The sequence below is a fragment of the Vibrio sp. OPT18 genome (assembly GCF_015163615.1).
Classification (GTDB): Bacteria; Pseudomonadota; Gammaproteobacteria; order Enterobacterales; family Vibrionaceae; genus Vibrio; species Vibrio coralliirubri.
The window spans coordinates 1-16,502 of sequence record NZ_JADDYK010000008.1 but is presented as its reverse complement, the minus strand read 5'-3'; the positions used below and the strand labels follow the sequence as shown (position 1 = coordinate 16,502).

General features: G+C 42.0%; 23 protein-coding genes. 3 read left to right on the top strand and 20 right to left on the bottom strand.

Features of this window, described 5'->3' with window-relative positions:
- A partial coding sequence (locus tag IQQ51_RS00605) for a hypothetical protein (RefSeq protein ID WP_146041194.1) occupies nt 1–199 on the bottom strand: 199 nt, incomplete at its 3' end.
- A gap of 170 nt (nt 200–369) precedes the next feature.
- Nucleotides 370–789, bottom strand: a complete 420-nt coding sequence (gvpU, locus tag IQQ51_RS00600) for a gas vesicle accessory protein GvpU (protein ID WP_103161780.1) — start codon at nt 787–789, stop codon at nt 370–372.
- Nucleotides 790–1,082: 293 nt separating this feature from the next.
- On the opposite strand from gvpU, the gene IQQ51_RS00595 reads away from it, so the two are divergent.
- Nucleotides 1,083–1,535 carry a hypothetical protein gene (locus IQQ51_RS00595; RefSeq protein WP_103161779.1) on the top strand — a complete coding sequence of 151 codons (453 nt, stop codon included), beginning with the start codon at nt 1,083–1,085 and terminating at the stop codon, nt 1,533–1,535.
- Nucleotides 1,536–1,786: 251 nt separating this feature from the next.
- Here IQQ51_RS00595 and IQQ51_RS00590 read toward each other — a convergent pair whose 3' ends face one another.
- From IQQ51_RS00590 to IQQ51_RS00570, 5 genes are all read right to left on the bottom strand, one after another.
- Nucleotides 1,787–1,993, bottom strand: coding sequence for a hypothetical protein (locus IQQ51_RS00590; RefSeq protein WP_193840081.1), 207 nt, complete (start codon nt 1,991–1,993; stop codon nt 1,787–1,789).
- A 9-nt stretch (nt 1,994–2,002) separates the two neighbouring features.
- A complete protein-coding gene (locus IQQ51_RS00585) occupies nt 2,003–2,419 on the bottom strand; it encodes a hypothetical protein (protein ID WP_193840080.1) in 417 nt (138 codons plus the stop codon).
- 53 nt (nt 2,420–2,472) lie between these two features.
- A complete protein-coding gene (dnaB, locus tag IQQ51_RS00580; RefSeq protein ID WP_193840079.1) occupies nt 2,473–3,837 on the bottom strand; it encodes a replicative DNA helicase in 1,365 nt (454 codons plus the stop codon).
- A 61-nt stretch (nt 3,838–3,898) separates the two neighbouring features.
- A complete protein-coding gene (locus IQQ51_RS00575; protein ID WP_193785650.1) occupies nt 3,899–4,177 on the bottom strand; it encodes a helix-turn-helix domain-containing protein in 279 nt (92 codons plus the stop codon).
- Complete coding sequence (locus IQQ51_RS00570) at nt 4,174–4,491, bottom strand: type II toxin-antitoxin system RelE/ParE family toxin (protein WP_017109635.1); 318 nt, start codon at nt 4,489–4,491, stop codon at nt 4,174–4,176. The genes IQQ51_RS00575 and IQQ51_RS00570 overlap by 4 nt, the downstream gene beginning before the upstream one ends.
- A gap of 975 nt (nt 4,492–5,466) precedes the next feature.
- On the opposite strand from IQQ51_RS00570, the gene IQQ51_RS00565 reads away from it, so the two are divergent.
- Entirely contained in the window at nt 5,467–6,309 is an 843-nt protein-coding gene (locus IQQ51_RS00565) for a site-specific integrase (protein WP_228012628.1), read from the top strand.
- Nucleotides 6,306–6,953: a hypothetical protein gene (locus IQQ51_RS00560; protein WP_193840077.1), complete on the top strand. Its 648-nt coding sequence runs from the start codon at nt 6,306–6,308 to the stop codon at nt 6,951–6,953. Before IQQ51_RS00565 ends, IQQ51_RS00560 begins: the two co-directional genes overlap by 4 nt.
- Nucleotide 6,954: 1 nt before the next feature.
- Here IQQ51_RS00560 and IQQ51_RS00555 read toward each other — a convergent pair whose 3' ends face one another.
- The 13 genes from IQQ51_RS00555 to IQQ51_RS00500 form a co-directional block, all read right to left on the bottom strand.
- Nucleotides 6,955–7,497, bottom strand: coding sequence for a hypothetical protein (locus IQQ51_RS00555; protein WP_193840076.1), 543 nt, complete (start codon nt 7,495–7,497; stop codon nt 6,955–6,957).
- 44 nt (nt 7,498–7,541) lie between these two features.
- Nucleotides 7,542–8,000, bottom strand: a complete 459-nt coding sequence (locus tag IQQ51_RS00550; protein ID WP_193840075.1) for a ProQ/FINO family protein — start codon at nt 7,998–8,000, stop codon at nt 7,542–7,544.
- 83 nt (nt 8,001–8,083) lie between these two features.
- Nucleotides 8,084–8,284 (bottom strand): hypothetical protein, encoded by a 201-nt coding sequence (locus IQQ51_RS00545; RefSeq protein WP_017109639.1) that lies wholly within the window; start codon nt 8,282–8,284, stop codon nt 8,084–8,086.
- Nucleotides 8,284–8,415: a hypothetical protein gene (locus IQQ51_RS27725; RefSeq protein WP_265584308.1), complete on the bottom strand. Its 132-nt coding sequence runs from the start codon at nt 8,413–8,415 to the stop codon at nt 8,284–8,286. The genes IQQ51_RS00545 and IQQ51_RS27725 overlap by 1 nt, the downstream gene beginning before the upstream one ends.
- Nucleotides 8,416–8,484: 69 nt before the next feature.
- Nucleotides 8,485–8,697 carry a hypothetical protein gene (locus IQQ51_RS00540; RefSeq protein WP_193840074.1) on the bottom strand — a complete coding sequence of 71 codons (213 nt, stop codon included), beginning with the start codon at nt 8,695–8,697 and terminating at the stop codon, nt 8,485–8,487.
- A 70-nt stretch (nt 8,698–8,767) separates the two neighbouring features.
- The gene (locus IQQ51_RS00535) at nt 8,768–9,367 is read right to left on the bottom strand and encodes a ParA family protein (RefSeq protein ID WP_193840073.1); all 600 of its coding nucleotides are present in this window, start codon (nt 9,365–9,367) and stop codon (nt 8,768–8,770) included.
- 965 nt (nt 9,368–10,332) lie between these two features.
- Nucleotides 10,333–11,382 (bottom strand): hypothetical protein, encoded by a 1,050-nt coding sequence (locus IQQ51_RS00530; protein ID WP_193840072.1) that lies wholly within the window; start codon nt 11,380–11,382, stop codon nt 10,333–10,335.
- 263 nt (nt 11,383–11,645) lie between these two features.
- A complete protein-coding gene (locus IQQ51_RS00525) occupies nt 11,646–11,891 on the bottom strand; it encodes a hypothetical protein (protein WP_193840071.1) in 246 nt (81 codons plus the stop codon).
- A 7-nt stretch (nt 11,892–11,898) separates the two neighbouring features.
- A complete protein-coding gene (locus IQQ51_RS00520) occupies nt 11,899–14,400 on the bottom strand; it encodes a phage tail tape measure protein (RefSeq protein WP_193840070.1) in 2,502 nt (833 codons plus the stop codon).
- A complete protein-coding gene (locus IQQ51_RS00515) occupies nt 14,400–14,603 on the bottom strand; it encodes a hypothetical protein (RefSeq protein ID WP_103161785.1) in 204 nt (67 codons plus the stop codon). Before IQQ51_RS00515 ends, IQQ51_RS00520 begins: the two co-directional genes overlap by 1 nt.
- Nucleotides 14,600–14,809, bottom strand: a complete 210-nt coding sequence (locus IQQ51_RS00510) for a hypothetical protein (protein ID WP_103161784.1) — start codon at nt 14,807–14,809, stop codon at nt 14,600–14,602. The genes IQQ51_RS00515 and IQQ51_RS00510 overlap by 4 nt, the downstream gene beginning before the upstream one ends.
- A 507-nt stretch (nt 14,810–15,316) precedes the next feature.
- A complete protein-coding gene (locus tag IQQ51_RS00505) occupies nt 15,317–15,556 on the bottom strand; it encodes a hypothetical protein (RefSeq protein ID WP_103161783.1) in 240 nt (79 codons plus the stop codon).
- A 167-nt stretch (nt 15,557–15,723) separates the two neighbouring features.
- Entirely contained in the window at nt 15,724–16,392 is a 669-nt protein-coding gene (locus IQQ51_RS00500; protein ID WP_193840069.1) for a hypothetical protein, read from the bottom strand.
- Nucleotides 16,393–16,502: the final 110 nt, after the last annotated feature.

Here is a 16,502-nt window from a genome sequence, read left to right as displayed (position 1 = left end):
ATTTAGCTTTTTTGTTAGCTGTCGAGTCTCTCGACAGTAAAATATCCAACTCTGACGAGGCTCGACGACGATCATCCAATTCAAGAAGAATCTTGATACTTAAAGGGTCTCCCGCATCAGCTTGAGCTCTAAGCTTTCGAATATAGAAGCGGCGCTCCTCCTTTGAGGGGTAAAGCCCGCGCCCTTGTTGTAAATCCATACCGAACCTCTTTGAAACTTGATTTAAAGTAAGGATGCAATAAAAAAAAACCGTTAAATACAACGATACGGAAATAAGTATTTTCTTTTTCGCACAGGGGAGCTGAGGCATAAAAAAACCACCCGAAGGTGGCATTTATCACGTTACATCGCATTTGGGGTTGGCGCTCTTTACGAAGAGGTCAGTTCTCCGAGGATAAACCCATCGATTTCAGACAATCGCCCTCTCCAAAGAACCCCTGCTTGTTTCGATGGAGGCATAGGCTCCGAATTAAAGGTTTGGTGAATTCTTGCATTATCTAGGTGGATAAAATCAGACACCGAAGGGGATTCTGCATATAGAGAGAATGTTTCCATTAAGTCTTGATTAGGATTTTCTCGACTCAAGCCTTTTGCGAACATCTCACCAAACTTATCAAAGTACACCTTTGCATTGATCAACGTACCACTTACGACGGTGCCCTTTACGTTCAAAGTGACACCAAAGTTAACGCACCCTTCATTCACGATTTTTATCAGCATTCTTAGAAAGTCATCACTTGAGCTTTCTAATGTTGGAAGTTCCGTATTCTCACTATTTTTATCTGTCATAATTCCTCTAAATTAATTATATGAAACCTGTAATATATTACCCCTAAGAGGTTGAAGGGCAAGATTAAAACTCACACAATCAACCAAAGACAGAAGGCAAAAAGTAAAGCCACAAGTATTGAATAGAAACGAGTCCTTCTTGCGTTAACCCAAACTCGAAACACGGATGAAACATCGATACTAACGTTCATAATGAAATAACCCTATATCAAAAAAGAAGAGAGTACTTAACCTTTCTTTTTAAGTCGCCTACAAGAAAATATTAACAATTCAACCCAGTAAGTGAGGCCACCATGAGTAAACGTCATAAAAAAGTACAGAAGAGAACAGCTAAGAAAAAGTCTGCTCTTAAGAAGATCAACCAGGTCGAAGAACAGCAACGGTTAGAGGTCAAAGAGCTCAAGCGATATCAATCCTTACTCACTAAAGAAACCATCCTAGATATTTTAATTAACGACTTGAATGAATCACCAGAGGACTGCGAACTTTATTTCGACACGATGGAAAATGAACTTGGTGTTAGTTTTAATGCTATGAAAAATAAACCTTCCGCGATCACAATTGAAAAGGTTGATAATGACGATGTCACTTATCGCACTCACTCATGGTATGAAATGTTCATTGAAAAGTTGGTCCATAAATATGGTGAAGAAGGTGCACGAAAACAAGCTTGGGGGATCCAAACCGGCTTTATGACAACCATGCTGTCAGCAAAAGAGATTGTGTCTGAGCTGCACTCTGATTAAACATAATTACGTAACTTCATTTTTTGGTGCGTCAAATGGTCATTATGGTAAATAGCCAAGTTTGGCCACTTTTTTGATAACTTGAACACGAAAAACAGTACAAGCACGAAAAAATTTAAGTTTTGTTTCTTTAACCGGTGATTTTTACTGGTTGTAAATTTGTTACAAAAAGACGTATTTTTAGGCAGGAAAATAAGTGGGGGTATTTGGCGGCCGATTCACATCGAAACCGCCAAAAGATCAGTTTTTTGCTATTTATCGTCAAGCTCTGGGATCGCCTGGTAAGTTTCAATAAATTTTTGCGGCGTCATTTCAAATTCGCATAGATACCAGTCAGGACAAAACACCCAAGCTTTACCAGGGGCCAGAATTAAACGTTTACCACAATCAGGACACTTAACAACGCTCTCTATATGCTGGCAAGGACGGCAAGCACCGTTATTACAAACATACGCCATTATGATTCCTTATGCGTTCACGCCCATTTTATCTAAACAGTATTGTTCAAATTGATATAACGCCTCATCATCAAAACGCCCAGAATCGCGCAAGCTCATCATTTCCATAAACAGATGGCGGTTCTTAAGGTCCAGGTTAATGTAATCATGCAAGTGCGCTACGCGCGGTGTTTCAGTGCGTCGATACCAATTACTGAACGCTGCAGTGAAAAACATTTCGGCGCGGCCACCGTCTTCTATAGCCTCGCGAAGATCCGCAAGCACATCTTCTAACGGTCGAGCTTTCGCGATCGTCTTGGGCTCAACAACAAGAGAACGCACAGATTCTAAAATCTTTTGTTGCTCAATCTTGCTGTATTGTGGGAATTGCTTCACTAACTGTTCGATGTATTCGTTTAACATAGATTGTTCAAATGTCATGCTCATATACTAGCCTTACTATCTGTTGTTAATTGGCCTCTGACAGCCGACAAGAGGATTTAATATTCGTCGTATGACGGTCCGGCAAAGTTATCGAATCGGGAATACTGGCCTTGGAATGTCAGCCTTACATTACCGATCGGACCATTTCTTTGCTTACCGATGATTATTTCAGCCGTTCCTTTATCTTTACTATCTTCGTGATAAACCTCATCGCGATAAATAAACATAATAAGATCTGCATCTTGCTCAATCGATCCCGACTCTCTCAAGTCTGAATTGATAGGACGCTTATCGGGGCGGCTCTCCAACGTTCGATTTAACTGGGATAACGCCACAACGGGCACATTGAGTTCTTTCGCCAAAGCTTTTAATGAACGGCTTATCTCGGCAATCTCTAACGTTCTGTTACCCTGCAAGCCTGGTACTTGCATCAATTGAAGATAATCGACCATTATCATCGATAGGCCGCCATGTTCGCGGGACATGCGGCGCGCTTTAACTCTTAGTTCTGTTGGGGTAATCCCTGATCTATCGTCAATGAAAATATTATCTCGCTCCATTAACATGCCACTTGCGCCCGATATTTTCGCCCAATCTTCATCATCAAGCTGGCTCGTTCTAATTTTGGTCAAATCAACACGAGACAAAGAAGAAAGCATTCTCATCATTAACTGTTCAGACGGCATTTCAAGAGAAAAAATCAATACAGGCTTATCGTTCTCCATTGCCGCGTTTTCACACAAGTTCATTGCAAAGGTTGTTTTTCCCATCGATGGACGGGCGGCGACGATAATCAGATCAGAATTTTGTAGCCCTGCCGTTTTCTTGTTTAGATCAGTGAAGCCAGTTGATAAGCCGGTTACACCGTCCTGGGCCGTGTGAAGTAATTCTTCCATTCGTCCTAACGTCTTTTCGAGCACATTGCCTAAGCTCTGCATACTATCGACGCTAACAGAATGTTGGTTCGAAATTGCCAACACCTTGCTTTCAATTGAATCGATCAACTCAGTTGATGAAACCTCTTTCGAGTCATAAGCAGAAGAAACGATTTCATTACCGACGGATATAACGTTTCTTAATACGGCTTTCTCTCTCACGATTTCAGAATAAGCGGTAATATTCGCGGCGCTTGGTGTGTTCTTGGCTAAATCTGCCAAGTAAGCAAATCCGCCGACGTCTTCTAGCTTTTCCTGCTTTTCTAGCAACTCAGAAAGCGTGATAAGGTCCAAAGGTTGACCCGCTTCTAATAACTTCCTAGACGCATCAAAAATCACGCGGTGGTAACGTAAATAGAAATCAGCTCCCGACACTTTATCGGACACGTCATCCCACCTACTATTATCTAGCAACAAACCACCCAAGACAGATTGTTCGGCTTCTTGTGAGTAAGGAACCTTCTTTAATAATTCTTCATTTTTCATTTTTAGTCTCTGGTATTCACCAAAATTTATAATTGTTCCAAAAAAGGTCCCTTACTGGGCTCTACGCAGTTTTGAAGCCAAGATCCAACTTAAAACCACACGCGTGGGCATAGCTAACTAACGTTCTTAAGCTAGGATTAGCCCGTCCAGACTCTAAACGAGAAATATTAGGCGCTCTCGTCCCCATCTTCTCTGCAACCTCATCTTGAGTGAGCCCAGACTTTTCTCTCATCGTCAGTAGAGTGCTAATCAGTTCAAACTCATCACCAAGTTCGTCATATGCTCCTTTCACATCTACATTTTCAAATGCTTTTTCTTTTAGCGTTGATAAACTCATCATTTCACCTCTTTCATTCTATCTCGAGCGATATTAATTTCGTTCTTGGGTGTTTTATTTGACTTCTTAACAAAGGCACGCAACACATAAACATGCTGCCCTTTTAAGTAACAAAACAACCCCCTCCCTATTCCTTCTTTCGCCTTGGCTCTTACTTCAAAAAGTCCATCACCCATCGATTCAGTATGTGGAGGGCCAAGATTTGCACCATGCATTTCAATTAATTCTAAAAGCTTAATCATACGAGCTTGGATTTTTGGTGGCATAGATAATATTTCATCCTCTACACCATCATGAAAATCCACTTTCCAAGTCATTCTTACCCCTTAAAACTTATCATATATGATAAGTTTATATTAGCACTCTCATTACAAACTTCAAACTACTTTTAAAATCTACCACCAATAACGCGCATAAAATTCACTCAACGAGAGGTTGCTCACTCTCCCGCGCTGAGAAGCGCTAAGAGAGTCGAGTAATCAACCTCTCATTTCGCCAATTTCGGGAGCATAGCCCCCGCTATGTACGACTCTTAAAATCGTCGTTACATAGCGGGGGTTATGGCTTAACACACTTTCACGCACATTTTAATAAACATATTGATGACTAAATCATCAATTGATAACATTTCAATGAAAGTGAGCGTTTATCGACCGCCTTAAAGTCGTTAGAGTTTTTCCCAAAAGGGCATGCCGGTTTCTCATAAAAACCGAGACTCAAGATCAAAACTTGAGTATCTGGAACCTGCCAGTTAAAGCAGAGATCCACATTTGGATAACTGACACTCCACAGCAAAAAGAGTCGAACTTATCACGTTACGATAACGCCTTTTCAATGCGAAATTGAAACGCTTAGCCCTACGTTATAAGGCTCTAGAGTTAACCCTTCTAGTCAAAATAATGGTTCGTAATACAGGTGAGAGCGGTCAGACCTAAGCAACGTTAAAGCTTAAACAGTGGCGAATAGGCATTCAGTTGTCGCTGAACTTGATAAGAGTCAGTAGTTCTTACAACACAGTGGAGGTGGTTTTGTGTTTGATGCACACCAAGAAGCGGAAGCACTCAAGCAACAAACCCGCATAATACGAAAACGATCGTATAACCGTAGAAAATCCAGATTAGACCAATACAAAGGGGAACTTCTTTCCTTACGTCGTGAAGGTTGCAGTGTCGCAGAGCTTCAACGCTGGCTCAGAAAAAAACGTATCAAAGTCGTTCACTCTACAGTCGCTCGATGGCTGGATCAGCAAGATGGGTAAATTTGCCAGCCCTGCCAAACAAGCAGCTAGTGTAATGAAGACCATCCAGGGACAATCTCTTGCGTCAGTAGGTACGGTTCGTAACTATGAGCAGGCTCTAACTCGTGTTGCTGAATATGCTAAAGAGCAGCGCATCGATGGCGGACTTAGAGGCTTAACCCCAACTCAAGCAATCCTTTACTTAGAGCAGCGCGGAGAGCAGGTGGGACAGAAAGCTCTCGACATGGAACGTCAAGCTGTACAATGCATGATGCAACACGTCACAGGCCACCTCGAAAACGCCACTACCCTACCGGTGATAAAGTCAGAGAAAGCTCAGGCCCTAAATTCAAGAGCTTATACTCCTGATCAAGCTAACCTTGTATCTCAGCACCAAAGTGAAAAGTACAGTATCGCCACCCAACTAGCACACGCTTGCGGACTCAGAGCTCACGAGTTACTGACATTGCGCCCCAGAGAGGAGCGCTTGCCCGATGAACGTCCCACCCTAGAGAGTAAGTGGAGCGGTCGAGACGGAAAACTTTATACCGTAGAGGGAAAAGGTGGTTTGGTGCGTGATGTTCTCATACCTCATGTTCTAAGCCAGAAGTTAGAGTCCCTGCGTCATGAAACACCGAAACACATCACAGATAGAGGCGTTCACTATATCAATCATTATGCCATAGGAGGAGGTCAGCCCTGGAGTAATTCATTCTCTGCTGCTGCAAATCGGTGTCTAGGTTGGTCTGAAGGGGGGCACGGTCTACGACATAGCTATGCCCAAGAGCGAATGCATGAACTACAACGATCAGGGCTTTCCCAAGAGCTTGCATTAGAAACCGTTAGCCAAGAAATGGGGCATTTTCGCCCAGAAATTACAGAGGTATATCTACGATGAGATGGATCTTATTTATCTCCTTGATCATCGGTCTATTGTATTTAGGCGATCATACACATCAATATGTCAGCGGGTTATCTCTGGTTGAAATAGGTCATACTACCGACAAGATACAAGATGGCTGGCAATTCTGGAACGGTAAGACAGACTCCGCTCAGTTTGCCCCGTTCTATAGCAAAGTAGACGGATGGAACATCTTTGTTCAGATCTGGCCAGTCGCAGCAAGTTTAGGCTTACTTTGCGTATTACTTATCCCAATGAGCATTTATCTTTTTGGTCGCCTATCTAGCCAAGAATTAAGAACAGCAAAACAAAAATTGTTAGAAGTTCAGAAACAAGCCAAAGAACGCATTGCGACCGCAGAGAAAAGAGCATTGAAATACGCTCGTTCGGAAGTTCAAGATCAAATGGATAGCGCCCAACAAGCCGAACGACAAGCTCAATATCGAGAGACTAAAGCTCAAGAGTTAGAGGGTAGTTTACAGCAAAAAATTGATACTATTCGCTGGCAAGCTCAACAGGCAATCACTGCTGCGAATCAGGAAAAAGCAGAGTTACAGAAGCAGTTGGCTATCGCCGATAAAAGAAAGAGAAATGCGGCAGCTACAGCCGAAAGAAGGAGAAAGAAGCTCGAGAAAAGATAATTTAGATATCTTTATTACGAGCAGGTCGCCCTCTAGATAGTGCAGGGTAACCCAATATATCTCGCCTTTCTTTAAACAACTTTTGTAACGAAGAATGCGGTCTTTCTATATCAGGGTAAGACGATATAAATAGATCAGCACCAAGAGCAACAGATATTGGATGCTCAATACTATGAACAATTTTATCCATTAACGGAATTAACTCTTTTTTTGTTCGGTTATGCCTTTCATTTTGTGCTTTTCTATTTTGTTCAGTGGTAATTCTATCCGTTAAAACTCCATTAACCGACATAACTTCAAACAAAGCGGCTAGGACTCTCAAACTTTCCGCTTCTTGTTCCATTCCATTAGCTTTAAGCACTTGTTCAATATGGGGTATTTTAGCCAAATGATAATTAGCTATATGACGAAGTTCATTAAAACCATTTGTCTTTGTAACATTAATCATAAAAAGAGCAACAAGCCGATCATGAAGTCTTTTAGATTCAATTAAATCTTCAAATACATACAGTTCTTCTTTTTGCAAATTCGTCAATAAGTCCATAAATACACACCGTCTAAAGAAGTTCTAAGCGAAAATCTTATGCCTTAAAGTTTTGTTTTTTTCGTTACTTCTAACCGCTTCTTCGCGTAAGATCTTGCATCGTCACTAACGGGCTCTACAGCTTCCCCAAGCAAGTTAAACCTTTGAGATTCCTTTTCCGCTACAGCTTTTAAGTAATTTTTCCGTCTAACCCAAGCGCTTAAAAATTTCCGTACTGGTTTGTAAGAACCAAACTTCAAAGTCTCAAAACCACCGGCTAAACGGTGAGCCTCTCTAATCTCATCATCGATACCAATCGATAATGGCTTAATGCTTTTCTTATCGAATAACTCTGGCCAAGACTCTAGGATCCAATCTCTACACGCAAAATAAATCCGTGAACTTTCTTCTGCTTGTAATTTTTCCTGATCTTCTTTTGTTTTTTTCTTATCGACCACAGGCTTACTCTCAACTTCTTTGTTAAGAGTTAATTTGCGTCTTTTTTTAATAATGATTTCTGTCATAACATTCTAAACTTAATCGAAATTTTAACTAATGGTAACAAAGTGTGGGTTGCCATGAAATTCACTGCAACCCACTCCCCATACTACCTGTTAGAGGACGTCAAATTTTTTAAAGCTTTATAAGCTAATCGTTCAATTTCTGACGCTTGCTCTTGTTGGAGTTCAAGCAACTCTAAAAGGTCGTCTTCACCGAGTTCATGGGCTTTACCTTCCTGGCTAATAACTGACACTGTTCTAATTCGAGCCGCTAACTTTTGAACTCGTAGTATATCTTCGGTTTTCATTACTTATCTCCCTGGCGAACGGATGCCAATTCTTCTAAAAATGCTTTAAACGCGGCGCCAGACAATGGACCTAAATGAATAGTTTTGTTTTCTTCGTGGGCTTTGATAAAATCTTGCACTAAGTGACTCATATAGACTTACCTCTGTTTGGTTGCTATCGCCGCCCCAGGTCGCCAAACTCATGGGCGGCGTTTTTATATTTACTTTTCGTCTTGCTGTACTTGTCTAAGAAATGCATTAACAATGTAGCTGTTCATACTTCCACTAACTTTCCCTAATGCTTTCAACTCTCTAAAGGTTTCTCTTGCGCTAGATGGCACATTACGTAAGGTCATGTTAAAAACCTCATTACCCGACTGTTCTTTTAAAGCCGGTTGTGGCACTTCTTTTACGTTTAAACTTCGTTTAGCCATATTTAACCTCCATAAATATAATATCAAATGATACACAAAGTGCAACACAAAACGATACTCAAAAAGAGTATCAATATACCTTTTCAAATATATGCTTAGATAAAAAACTGAACTGAGCAGCAACAGTACCAGATTTAACACTTTCTCCAGAAAAAGCAGCGGAAGGAATCGATGCAGAAGCATTTATTCGAACAGGGCACAGCTTTAAGTGATCTAATTGATCGATATGATTATCCATATCAGAAAAATCATTACGGCTATGGTGAACCTTGTTATGCAAAACGTAAGCGCATAGCTTTTCACCAACCATATTACTTACCTCTTTAATCACATTGTTAAAATCAACCAACGCGAACTGGTCTGTTGGATCATCAGTAGATGGCGTTAAAATATAATCAGACTGACTTAACGCATATCTAATAAGCTCTGAATCAAAGCCACCGCAATCAACTATCGTTAGATCTTTTGTATCCAACCAATCCAGTAATTCACTTTTCTTTTTGGTAACTTTAATCTCTAGAGGTTGCCCCCTTAGTTGATTTAACTTTGACAATCCACCATGAACATCCAAATCAATAATTTGTTTAGGGTTTAAATGGTGGATAAGATTTAGGGTTACGGATGTTTTACCAGTCCCCCCTTTTTGATTTGATACACAAATAACAGCCATTGATACACCTTTTGATACTCAAATTATGTATCAATAAGAGTATCATCACTTCATAAATTAGCAATAGTGTTACTGTGACACGTCACTAATTTTTCTTTTAAGTAAAACCTGCAAAGCAAATGGATGTCCCTCTTATCAAATCGCCTACGTAGCATCACAACAATAGAATTGACGAGGCTATACAAAAGAATACAGAAACACTCTTAAAGCTCTCTACGAGCAATTGAGCGTACTCATGCTCTATATCGCTACCTAATTGATTTATTTGCGCCCAGAAGCGCACCCACAGAACTTACCTTCAAATGCGGACTAGCCCCGCAGGGATAAGCAAAGCACGAAGTGCAAGCGAAGCACCAAGCCGCTCGATGCGGTTCGATAGACCACGATACTTAATCGGCGCGGTTAGTTACACAGGACGCCGTTAAATCTCGCCTTACCCTCCTGCTAGACCTCGCGAAGCGAAAGAAGGCTAGGTGATAGGTTTAAATTAAATACGAAAGGTTAAGGATTGGTTCCACTAGATAATCGTAATACTCGAAAGGATGACGGTCGGATGACAAAAGGAATGTTCAGCGCAGCCAGCTATTGCGATAAGTTGAATTGAGAGTGATTGATTAAAGCTGGCTGTTGGGGCCCGTTAAATTGTGCCCACAATGGCTTAAGTAATCGCTGTAGCTTAATTACAATTTAATGGGAGGTATTTTTATGAGCGAAGCGAAAGATTAAAACCCGTCGCCTTTATGGCGTGGGTTTATCCTTCTTTTTAAAGAAGCGGTATGTTCATGGGTAATTTTCGAGGTTATTTATTATTCCTAGGATGAAAGTTAACTCTAACGGCGGTGATCGAGGGTGTGATGGGGTAGAAAGGGGATCGAGAGAAATAAAATTACTGTATTTTTACACAGTCTTTTTATCTAGATGTGCGAAAGCCTCTGCAGTTAAGCAGATGGCAGAAAGTGACAGGGTTACGTGTAGGTTTCGAGCATGGCCAAAAGCAACTCATCAAACTGTTTGTTAGTGCCCAGATCTGGAACGCTAGCAAGGTTTAATTCATCTTTAACTTTCATCTTGGCCGCACGGATTTGATAAGGCGGTAATTGTGAAATTGCGATTTGACGAAGTTTTATCTCCGTCGGTGAGCGGTCATCCTTAGGCTTGCTGGCTTTCTCTACCGCTTCCTTTAAGCGATGTTCCGCATCCATCACTTGCTTAGTTTGTTTATTTGCGCCTGTAAACTCACGCTTAAGGCGGCCTAATAAGTTGCGTAATGATGGGCGGTCCAATGAAGCAATACGATCAGACTCGGATTGGCGAAGCACTTCTGCTTGGCGTTTTTTCTTCGCGGACTTGATTAACCCTTCTTTCTCTTGCCATTTCCTCGCAGAATTCAGCATCTTGCGCGTATCTTCCATCGTTAAACCAAACCCTTTAAATAGATTCGGTTTAAAAAATATACGCTTGGCCTTGTTCGTTTTACTTTCCTTGTCAAATTCACGCACAACCACAACCAAATCGGCGGCTTCCATATCTTCAAGGGCACCATGTACCGGATCGCAAGCCAAACGACCATGACGATATTTACCATTTTCGCCATCATAACCAGGTTCGTATTCGTGAAGCTGGCCAATCATGCGCGCCAGTTCTTCGACGCTGGCTTTCACTTCAAACAAAAACGGCGCTTCGGGATCGTAATCAGCACGGTAAATCATTGCACGGGTAAGGGCATCGAGCGTTTGCTCTCGCTCTAAGCGAATCGAGGCTCTACGAGGAGGAAGGGTTTTCGTTTTCCAAGTGCCATCTTTTAGTTTTTGACGGTTAATCACTTTACCTTCTACGCGCATTTTGCGCATAAAGCGGTTTTTGTTCCAATTGTGAGCTGAAAGGATCGCATCTAAACGGCGAGCGATTGCGTGCTCAACCATAGGAAGATCGAATTTTGGAATATATCGTCGAGAACCAGGTTGGTTCTCTGTACAGGGTGTAGATAAAGGGGTTACAAATACATTCAATTCCATAATTCGAGCCTTAAAACTTGATTAAAGTGCTCGTTCCCCATAGAATTGAATTTGACGTTTCAGTTCTTTCACGGTTGGCGCCGTGTGGGTAACGAATCTACAGAAAGGGACCTTGGCGGGTCCCTTTCTTGTTTTAGAGTCTATCATAGCCACCAAGACTCATTCGATCAATCAAACAACGCCATGTTGTGATATTTTCTACGCTTTCCTTTCTTTAATTCTTTATTTCCTTATGAAATAAATAGTTAAGCGGACTTTTCGTCCTAAATAAACCCATTATCTTTAGCAAACTCAACCATGACCAATGATCCTATCAAGTCTCCATAATCGTCAAAAACACGATTCAAAGCTTTTGAATATTGCAATGAACGCTTTATAGGGTAACAATTATTTAGCTTTTCAAAAATCACACTCGCTTCATGCAATTGCTCATCTGTCGCCTTTTTAGACTTCTCTAAGCAATCATTCCACATTCTATCTATTTTCTTTTTTCTTGATTTACGTCCCATATATCCCTCACGAATCAAACGCAAATGTACGCGACTTCCTTTCAGCCATTCGCTCTCTTTCTGCGAAACGACGGTCTATTTCATCTGCTATGTCACGCGCACTCATACCAGGTGAAGCATGAATTTCATAAGTCACACTGCTTTGATCGATAAATGTTCTTGAGCTGGACTTTGCCGCGACTTGACCAATTGAAGTTGGCGGATTACTTCTAGCGCCTTGGTATGTCTCATTAGAACCATCACTTAACGCTGTGGAGCGCGCTGTTATAGCGGTAGGGTTAGTTACCGAAGGAATAGCGGCGGTGTTTTTTGTCATCTCTTGAGTGACTTTTAACGTTTTCTCTGTCTGCTCATCACCACCAAAAAGACCACTCCACCAATCAGAGACTTGAGAAAGCATGCCAGTGATATATTGAATCCCATCAGAAAACATTCCCGTAATGCTTTGCCATATCCCATCAAAGAAGTCGGTCAATGGTTGCCATGCCTGGATAACCCATCCTAATGGTGAAAACATGAAAATAGACTTAATAAATTCCCACCCAATCGAAAACGTTGTTTTCAAGCTTTCCCATAAACCAGAGAAAAATCCAGACAAAGGTTCCCAATACTTAATAACGACCGCGACAACAGCTACTAAAGCTGCAACACCTGCCACAATAAGACCGATAGGGTTAGCGGTTAAAGCAGCATTGAGCGCCCACTGAGCGACTGACCACACCTTTGCACTAACAGCCATAGCTTTTTGAAGCATCGCAAAAATCCCCATTGAATTAATGCCGGTGATCATGGCTAGGTTCCATCCTATTTGTGCTAATTTTGCAATTAACATTGCAGACTTTAACGCAACAAAACCAACAGTAATGCTTGCAATGGCTTGCGTTAACATTGGAAAACGTTCAAGTAAATTCGTGACAAACACTAGGACGTTACCAAGCTTATCAGCAACAAATTGAAAGGCAGGGGCTAACGCTTTGCCAAGAGTAATAATCAAGCCGGTTAATCGTTGATTAAAACGAGTTAACGATTCATTAGGACCCGTGAGTGTATCACCAGCCATTTTCATGGTTGTGGCCAAGCCACCGTTAAGGTTGGAATTCATTGCAGTGATGTTACCCTCTAGCTGATCCAGTTTTGGGTACATCAAGTCAATCATGGCAATAGCTTCATCTGTTCCAAAAGCCTTTTTCAGCTCTTGCTTTTCAACCGCATCAAGCGTTTCACCGTAACGACCTTTTAACTCACTTAAAATATCCGGCATCGAGCGAAGTTGATTATTCACATCAAGAAAGCTCAAACCTAGTTTCTCTCCTGCTCCTGCGGCAGAACCTAGAAAAGCTCGATACTTGGTTGCTGCTTCACTGCCGCTCATCGTGGCTTGAAGTTGCCCCAAAATAGAAAGCTGTTCAGCAAAAGGCACATTTGCAGAAGTTGCGGTTGAGCCCAAACTAGTAATGGCTGATTGCATTTCTTGGCCGTTGGTTTTGAACGATTTAACACTCGCAGCAATACCGGCACTAAAATACTCACCAAAACGGCTGTCTCGTTCTGCAGCGCTCATTTTGTCCCAGTTCTCGATGTTCGCTCCGGCAAAACGACTAAACTGATCGCGGTAAATGTTATACCCCGATGCCATTAATGCCGTCATTTGCTCCGTTGTTGATTTCGTAGCACCGGCTGTCAATGCTGCAATTTTAGTAAACTGCCCAACGGCTTCATCCGATAAACTGGCAATGCCCGATTTGATGTCATAACTCGCGCGAATAAACTCTTCTTGTGTCGTTCCACTCCATTCCTGAGAAAACTCTCGAGCAGCCTTAGTGATTTTATCGATACCCGTAGCATCGATCCCCAAAGACGATAATTCACCTTGAGCACTGGCCACTTCACCATAGGTCGAAACCATGCCTTTCATGGCTAACCCTGCTGCAGTGATTTTCGCAGTGTCACCGGCGGCAGAAATACCAAGATCACGATTCTTTGATTTTAAGGCGTTTACTTTTTGCTGCGTTTTGGCCACCTGATCAAGTGCGGCTCTCTCTTGCTTTAATTTTTGCGTATAACGATGCGTTTCATCTTGAACCCGCTTCGTTCCTTGCGCCAAATTCTTTGTTGAAACACCGGCTTTATAAAGATCAGCTCGTAGCTTTTCGAGTTGCGCACTTTCTTTCTGGTGCGCATCTTCTAGCTTCGACACTTCTTTCCATTGTTTTTCAACTGCGGCGGTTTGCTTCTTCGTTGGAGCTGTCATAGCTGATAACTCTCGAGTCATCATCTGAGCTTTAATTCTTGCCTGTTCGAGCTCTTGACTGGTTTTTTTGCTTGAACTCTGCAGTTTGTCAAAGTGGTCAATATCACCGGCGGCTTTATTCAAAGCTGTTATTTTTTGTTGGGTTTTCTGAATCGAATCACCGCTTTTTTTCGTCTGATCCGTCATTTTAGCTATTGGCGCTGTCAGGTTATCCACCATCCCCATAACCATAGTTAGCTTCTGTCTTTGTTCTGACATCACGCCCCCTTATTCAAAAATTGAGTGCGGTATACCGCTTCTGCCGCTTCTCGCAAAATATAGCGACGAACACCATTATCTTCTGAACTTGGTGTTACCTTGTTAGTAAACAATCGTGTTTCAACGGTGCGACGATCAAAACCAAGCATCAGAGCCAGATCGGGGATCGAGTAAACAAACTGATTGGCACTTTTCTTTCTCATGCTCCCCCCTTAAGTTCCACTGAGATGATGGCCTCCGCCGCCTCTTTCACTACGTAAACCTGCACGCCTTTTTCTTTTGAGTGAGGTTTTACCTGATAAGCTCTTAATCGCTTTCGGACTGTATCGCGGTTTAAATCAAACATCTCTCCAAGTTCGGTTACGTTCTTAAGAAAGAGATGAGCCGTTTTATATAATTGATTGGCCATGTTTGCCTTCTTTACACAAATACGAATCAGAAAACCGTCACGAACCGCAATAAAAGATCACCAAATCGACACCTCTGAAGCCTTATGTAGCCTAGAATTCGGCACACCAGTGCTTGTAGTGGTGTTGGTGCATAGGAAATCCGAAAATTTCTCAAATACCGCGGGCCTCGCACCCGTGGTATCACTCTATTTCCCCAGGGTCCCCGGACTTTTCCGCGCTCTAGTCTTAACTTCATCGTAAGTTATTGATTTAACGAGCCGTAACACAACCGACCCGCTACCTAATCAAGCGCGTTAGGACAACTCCCCGCCGCGCTTGTTTATTCCCCTGTGATAGATGTGCAATTTTCTTTGTAAGCCTTACCACACAAAGGCTATGGCACTCTTATTCATTAGCTCGATCTCGTCTCTGTCTCGTTCACTTCAAGAGATAAGAGTTAGCGATAGGTTGCAGGGGGATAACCTCTACCATCCATTAGTTCCATCACACCGTAACGCAGTGCCAGCCTAATGAAGATTAAACTTAATTGGTGACGGTTTACTCACCTTAATAAATGCGATTGGGATTCCTTTCACAGGTACACGCCCAGCACCACCATCAACCGAGTGGGTATATAGCCATTGCCCGTCTATAGACACGGCAGCAACAACATGAGGTTCAGTATGGTTATCGGAAATAATTGAGAGCCAATAAAAGCCTTCAAACTCTTCGGGGTGAAAGTGAGGTGTTATCTTTGTCCATTTCATATCGATTACCTATCATCGTTGAAAAGATTAGGTGACCACGAGGAAAGGAGGCCTCTGTCACCAGTCGGGGTTTTTCAAGCGCAATCGCCGACTAACCGCTCCTACTTTTGGAAGTATCGCCTACGTATATAGGACACGCTTGCCTTAGTTAAAAGGCCGACAAATATTTACTCTTCAACATCTTCTTCTGCAGGTAAATCTACAGGTGGATTCAATATTTCTTCGCAGAGATTAGGAACAAAACATTGCCACCAAGGCTTAAGATTAGTGGGGCGCTGAGGTTGTTCAGGGAATTTCTTTAACGCGGAATATAGTCTCGAGTCGTATGGGACGGCTTTTTCTACCGCTAAACTCCAAGCACTACCAATATCAACTTCATATTTTTCATAACTTGGTTTGGTATGGCTCACTGCATTGATCAGCTTTCTACGCTCAGCGGAGCTAAGAATACTCATTGCCTCGGCGCTAGAGATCCCCAAGGATTTAGTAGTATAAGACTCATCTCTTTGGTGGATTAACGAGAAAAGATCTTCAAACGCTTGCTCAATCTTATTGTTGAGTTCGTTGTAATTTTCTTTACATTTCTCATGATTAGACATGATGTTACGAAGTAATAACTCTCGACGTTGGCTTGCATCAAGCGCTTTTGCTTCTTCAATGCGCGCAATCTCACTCTGCTTTTCACTTTCAAGTAAAACGAGTTTATCTTGTAAAATTGAACGTTCTTTTGCGGCTTTGTTGATATCCGATTCTTTCAGGGATACCGGCTTGCAATGGTCAAGAGCAACTTGAGTTTTTTCAATCATGCTCTCTATTGTTTTTAATTCCTCAGACACTTAGTGCTCCTTATTTAGCTTTTTTGTTAGCTGTCGAGTCTCTCGACAGTAAAATATCCAACTCTGACGAGGCTCGACGACGATCATCCAATTCAAGAAGAATCTTGATA

Bases quoted from the DNA above. Each gene is read 5' to 3' on its own strand.
- gvpU (WP_103161780.1), bottom strand. From the start codon at position 789: ATGACAGATAAAAATAGTGAGAATACGGAACTTCCAACATTAGAAAGC.
- IQQ51_RS00595 (WP_103161779.1), top strand. From the start codon at position 1,083: ATGAGTAAACGTCATAAAAAAGTACAGAAGAGAACAGCTAAGAAAAAG.
- IQQ51_RS00590 (WP_193840081.1), bottom strand. From the start codon at position 1,993: ATGGCGTATGTTTGTAATAACGGTGCTTGCCGTCCTTGCCAGCATATA.
- IQQ51_RS00585 (WP_193840080.1), bottom strand. From the start codon at position 2,419: ATGAGCATGACATTTGAACAATCTATGTTAAACGAATACATCGAACAG.
- dnaB (WP_193840079.1), bottom strand. From the start codon at position 3,837: ATGAAAAATGAAGAATTATTAAAGAAGGTTCCTTACTCACAAGAAGCC.
- IQQ51_RS00575 (WP_193785650.1), bottom strand. From the start codon at position 4,177: ATGATGAGTTTATCAACGCTAAAAGAAAAAGCATTTGAAAATGTAGAT.
- IQQ51_RS00570 (WP_017109635.1), bottom strand. From the start codon at position 4,491: ATGACTTGGAAAGTGGATTTTCATGATGGTGTAGAGGATGAAATATTA.
- IQQ51_RS00565 (WP_228012628.1), top strand. From the start codon at position 5,467: ATGAAGACCATCCAGGGACAATCTCTTGCGTCAGTAGGTACGGTTCGT.
- IQQ51_RS00560 (WP_193840077.1), top strand. From the start codon at position 6,306: ATGAGATGGATCTTATTTATCTCCTTGATCATCGGTCTATTGTATTTA.
- IQQ51_RS00555 (WP_193840076.1), bottom strand. From the start codon at position 7,497: ATGGACTTATTGACGAATTTGCAAAAAGAAGAACTGTATGTATTTGAA.
- IQQ51_RS00550 (WP_193840075.1), bottom strand. From the start codon at position 8,000: ATGACAGAAATCATTATTAAAAAAAGACGCAAATTAACTCTTAACAAA.
- IQQ51_RS00545 (WP_017109639.1), bottom strand. From the start codon at position 8,284: ATGAAAACCGAAGATATACTACGAGTTCAAAAGTTAGCGGCTCGAATT.
- IQQ51_RS27725 (WP_265584308.1), bottom strand. From the start codon at position 8,415: ATGAGTCACTTAGTGCAAGATTTTATCAAAGCCCACGAAGAAAACAAA.
- IQQ51_RS00540 (WP_193840074.1), bottom strand. From the start codon at position 8,697: ATGGCTAAACGAAGTTTAAACGTAAAAGAAGTGCCACAACCGGCTTTA.
- IQQ51_RS00535 (WP_193840073.1), bottom strand. From the start codon at position 9,367: ATGGCTGTTATTTGTGTATCAAATCAAAAAGGGGGGACTGGTAAAACA.
- IQQ51_RS00530 (WP_193840072.1), bottom strand. From the start codon at position 11,382: ATGGAATTGAATGTATTTGTAACCCCTTTATCTACACCCTGTACAGAG.
- IQQ51_RS00525 (WP_193840071.1), bottom strand. From the start codon at position 11,891: ATGGGACGTAAATCAAGAAAAAAGAAAATAGATAGAATGTGGAATGAT.
- IQQ51_RS00520 (WP_193840070.1), bottom strand. From the start codon at position 14,400: ATGTCAGAACAAAGACAGAAGCTAACTATGGTTATGGGGATGGTGGAT.
- IQQ51_RS00515 (WP_103161785.1), bottom strand. From the start codon at position 14,603: ATGAGAAAGAAAAGTGCCAATCAGTTTGTTTACTCGATCCCCGATCTG.
- IQQ51_RS00510 (WP_103161784.1), bottom strand. From the start codon at position 14,809: ATGGCCAATCAATTATATAAAACGGCTCATCTCTTTCTTAAGAACGTA.
- IQQ51_RS00505 (WP_103161783.1), bottom strand. From the start codon at position 15,556: ATGAAATGGACAAAGATAACACCTCACTTTCACCCCGAAGAGTTTGAA.